This window comes from uncultured Mucilaginibacter sp., from assembly GCF_903913935.1.
Classification (GTDB): domain Bacteria; phylum Bacteroidota; class Bacteroidia; order Sphingobacteriales; family Sphingobacteriaceae; genus Mucilaginibacter.
In genome coordinates this window covers 1-4,063 of sequence record NZ_CAIWNH010000093.1, presented here as the reverse complement: position 1 = coordinate 4,063, position 4,063 = coordinate 1, and the positions used below count along the sequence as shown (strand labels likewise).

General features: G+C 41.4%; 7 protein-coding genes and 1 pseudogene. All 8 read left to right on the top strand.

The window, feature by feature from the left end; translation table 11 throughout:
• On the top strand, positions 1-365 hold a 365-nt coding region (locus tag QZY09_RS03575), incomplete at its 5' end, for a hypothetical protein (RefSeq protein ID WP_295668126.1).
• 441 nt (positions 366-806) lie between these two features.
• The gene (rplC, locus tag QZY09_RS03570) at positions 807-1,424 is read left to right on the top strand and encodes a 50S ribosomal protein L3 (RefSeq protein ID WP_295668123.1); all 618 of its coding nucleotides are present in this window, start codon (positions 807-809) and stop codon (positions 1,422-1,424) included.
• Between the two features lies 1 nt (position 1,425).
• Positions 1,426-2,055 carry a 50S ribosomal protein L4 gene (gene rplD / locus QZY09_RS03565; protein ID WP_295668120.1) on the top strand — a complete coding sequence of 210 codons (630 nt, stop codon included), beginning with the start codon at positions 1,426-1,428 and terminating at the stop codon, positions 2,053-2,055.
• A gap of 2 nt (positions 2,056-2,057) precedes the next feature.
• Complete coding sequence (gene rplW, locus QZY09_RS03560; RefSeq protein WP_295668117.1) at positions 2,058-2,348, top strand: 50S ribosomal protein L23; 291 nt, start codon at positions 2,058-2,060, stop codon at positions 2,346-2,348.
• Between the two features lie 8 nt (positions 2,349-2,356).
• Positions 2,357-3,184, top strand: a complete 828-nt coding sequence (rplB, locus tag QZY09_RS03555) for a 50S ribosomal protein L2 (protein WP_295668114.1) — start codon at positions 2,357-2,359, stop codon at positions 3,182-3,184.
• Positions 3,184-3,450 carry a 30S ribosomal protein S19 gene (rpsS, locus tag QZY09_RS03550; protein WP_096350136.1) on the top strand — a complete coding sequence of 89 codons (267 nt, stop codon included), beginning with the start codon at positions 3,184-3,186 and terminating at the stop codon, positions 3,448-3,450. The genes rplB and rpsS overlap by 1 nt, the downstream gene beginning before the upstream one ends.
• Before the next feature lie 6 nt (positions 3,451-3,456).
• A complete protein-coding gene (gene rplV, locus QZY09_RS03545) occupies positions 3,457-3,888 on the top strand; it encodes a 50S ribosomal protein L22 (RefSeq protein WP_197706090.1) in 432 nt (143 codons plus the stop codon).
• A gap of 6 nt (positions 3,889-3,894) precedes the next feature.
• A pseudogene (locus QZY09_RS03540) lies at positions 3,895-4,063 on the top strand (30S ribosomal protein S3); the annotation flags it as partial.

The following is a 4,063-nucleotide window of genomic DNA, read 5'->3' as shown; positions in this document are numbered from 1 at the left end:
TTAAATATGCATTAATTGGGTTACTGTTACTTGCGACAGGAGCGATTTATATTTGTTTTTTTTCATTTAAATATGATACTGCTATAACTTTTGTCGCATACGGGTTCCTTTTATTGGGATGGGGCTTTATAACTTATAAAATAATCGGAGACTATTTTTTAAGAACAGCGAATGCAACCGTATTAAAAATAATATTTATAGGCCTTTTCCTGTGCAGTATTTGGGTGTTTTCTGACCTTGCCGACAAAAGGGTCGCTTACATATTACGATATTATCCTTCGAAAACAGCAGTTGCTACCGTGATTACGACCCGGAACCGGCCGGAAAAACACGCGCTTTGCCACCCTAAAATATTATACGGCTAATGGTATAGTGCAACAAGAAATTGGCGATGGTAACCATAGGTATCGGGCTGGCCAATCGTACCTAATTAAATACTCTATTGAAGACCCTGATATTTTCGTGGTTATTAAAGAAGTTAATATTGATTGAAGGGTACCCACCTTAGTTTTAAAGACTCTGCAAGTTTTTAAGTCAGCAGCGCACGGCACATGTTACATTTTGCCTGACATAAATTATATACTTAAACAAACGTCAGATTCGATCAAATGCAGCAAACACCCCATCAACCCTCAATAAAATCCCTATAATCTACCTCCAAATCACCCCTCAAAATAATTATAAAAAATAATGCGCTCACTATTTGGCATTTAATTTATAATCCCTATCTTTGCCGTCCCTTAACGGGGGATAATATGCTTTGAACGTGGCCCTACTGCTTCGATGAGCACAAAAAAATAAATAAAATGTCAGGAATAATTGGTAAAAAAGTAGGAATGACCAGCATTTTCGACGAGACAGGGAAAAACATCCCCTGTACTGTGATCGAAGCTGGCCCTTGCGTGGTAACCCAGATCAGGTCTGTTGAAACAGATGGATATGCAGCTGTACAGCTTGCATATGGTGAGGCAAAAGACAAGCACACTACTTCTCCCTTAAAAGGCCATTTCGCCAAAGCCGGTACAACGCCAAAACGTCGTCTGGTTGAATTCAAAACTTTCGAAGATCAAAAAAGCTTAGGTGACACTGTTACCGTTGGGATTTTTGAGATCGGCGATTTTGTTGATGTGGTGGGTACTTCAAAAGGTAAAGGTTTCCAGGGTGTTGTAAAACGTCATGGTTTTAGTGGTGTGGGTATGCAAACTCACGGACAACACAATCGTTTACGTGCTCCGGGTTCAATGGGTGCATCTTCATGGCCTTCCCGCGTATTTAAAGGTATGCGTATGGCCGGCCAAATGGGTAACGAACGTGTTAAGGTTCAAAACTTACAGGTAGTTAAGGTATTTGCTGAGCAAAACCTATTGGTAGTTAAAGGTTCCATCCCGGGAGCTAAGGGTTCATTCGTAATAGTGGATAAATAAGATGGAAGTTAACGTAGTAAATGTATCAGGTAAAGAAACAGGTGCCAAGGTGCAACTTTCTGAGTCCGTATTCGGAATCGAACCAAACGATCACGCTATCTATTTAGATGTAAAGCAATTCCTCGCTAACCAGCGCCAGGGAACGCATAAATCAAAACAGCGTAACGAAATTGCAGGTTCAACCCGTAAATTATATAAACAAAAAGGTACAGGCGGTGCCCGTGCCGGTAGCGTAAAGTCACCGTTGTTTAATGGTGGTGGCCGTGTATTCGGTCCGCAGCCGCGTGATTACAGCTTTAAGTTAAATAAAAAACTAAAAGTACTTGCACGTAAATCAGCTTTATCATACAAAGCAAAAGATAGCAGCATAGTAGTAGTTGAAGATTTTACTTTCGATGCTGTAAAAACTAAAAGCTATGTACAGTTTACCACCGACTTAAATGCAGGTGACGTAAGAACACTTTTAGTATTAGGCACTGCAAATAACAATGTGTATTTATCAAGCAGAAACCTGAAAAAAACCAAGGTTATTTTAGCTGACCAGTTAAACACTTATGATGTGTTGAACGCAGGCAAGCTGATCTTAACTACAGGTGCTCTTAAAACTTTGGAGGAAGCATTAGCTAAGTAAATATGGAAATTTTAAAGAAACCCTTACTTACTGAAAAAGTAACCCGCTTAACCGAGAAGCTTAATCGTTATGCTTTCAAAGTTGACCACAGGGCCAACAAGATTCAGATTAAAGGAGCAATTGAAGCTATGTATGGTGTAACCGTTAAGGCGGTAAACACCATGAAATACGTTGGTAAACTTAAGACCCGCAATACTAAGGCCGGAGCTGTTTCAGGACGCGCCGCTACTTACAAAAAAGCGATCATTACGTTGAAAGACGGAGAAGTAATTGATTTTTATAGCGGCATATAAATAAAGAGATGGCAGTTAAAAGATTTAAACCGGTTACACCCGGTACACGCTTCCGGATTGATACCAGTACTGCTGATATCACAACTAATGTTCCTGAAAAAACATTGGTGGTTTCGGTAAACACAAGATCGGGCGGACGTAACAACAGCGGTAAAATGACCATGCGCTATTTAGGTGGTGGCCACAAACAAGCTTACAGGTTAATTGATTTCAAACGTAATAAATTTGATATCCCTGCAAAAGTTGCAACTATCGAGTATGATCCTAACCGGTCGGCACGTATAGCGTTACTGCACTTTGCCGATGGCGAAAAAAGATATATGATAGCTCCTGCAGGACTTACCGTAGGTATGACTGTTCTGTCAGGCGACAGCGTGGCACCCGAAGTTGGTAATACATTGCCGCTTAAGAACATCCCGCTTGGTTCTATTATCCATAATATTGAACTTAACCCCGGCCAGGGTGGTACTATAGCGCGCAGCGCAGGTACTTATGCCCAGCTTTCGGCACGTGATGGTAAATATGCCATCATCAAATTGCCTTCAGGCGAAACCCGTATGATATTGTCAACTTGTTTGGCAACTATCGGTACGGTTTCAAATGGTGAGAAAGCTAATGCCGTGTTAGGTAAAGCCGGCCGTAAACGCTGGTTAGGCCGCAGGCCAAGAGTTCGTGGTGTAGCCATGAACCCGGTAGATCACCCTATGGGTGGTGGCGAGGGAAGGGCCTCAGGTGGTCATCCACGTTCACGCAAAGGTTTATTAGCCAAAGGCTTTAAAACTCGTGACAAAAAGAAATCATCGGATCGTTATATCATTGAAAGAAGGAAAAAATAATGGCTCGTTCAATTAAAAAAGGACCTTACATCGACCATAACTTAGACAGAAAAGTTACGGTACTGAATGATTCAAATAAGAAGTCGGTTGTAAAAACATGGTCTCGTCGTTCCATGATCTCTCCGGATTTCGTTGGTCATACATTCGCGGTACACAACGGTAATAAATTTATCCCTGTGTACGTAACAGAAAACATGGTTGGACACAAGCTGGGAGAGTTTGCACCAACCCGTACATTCCGCGGTCACGCTGAAAAGAAAAAATAACAGGCAATGGAAGAAGCAAGAACAAAAATTAAAAAGTCTGTATTGATCAGGCAACGCAAAGAAGAGGAAAAAGCTCAGCAAGGCGGCGCTTCAATCGCAAAATTACAGAACTGCCCAACCTCACCCCGTAAAATGCGTTTGGTGGTTGACCTGATCCGTGGTGTAAACGTTGAGAAAGCGTTATACATCCTCAAATTCACAAATAAAGAAGCTGCAATTCGTGTTGAAAAGCTTTTGTTATCAGCCATCAAAAACTGGGAAGCAAAAAACGAAGACAAACGTGTTGAAGATAGCAATCTGTTTGTAAAAGAGGTTTCAGTAGGCGGCGGCCGCCAGTTAAAAAGGCTGCGTCCCGCTCCGCAGGGAAGGGGATACCGTATCCGCAAACGCTCAAACCATGTACACCTGGTTGTAGATAGTAAAAACGTTAACAATTAATTTGAAATGGGACAGAAAGCACATCCAATAGGTAACAGGTTAGGAATCATCAAAGGTTGGGATTCTAATTGGTTCGGTGGAAATCACTATGCCGACAAATTAGTTGAAGACGAAAAGATCCGCAAATATTTATCAGCCCGTATTAATAAAGGCGGTGTATCAAAAATAGTTATTG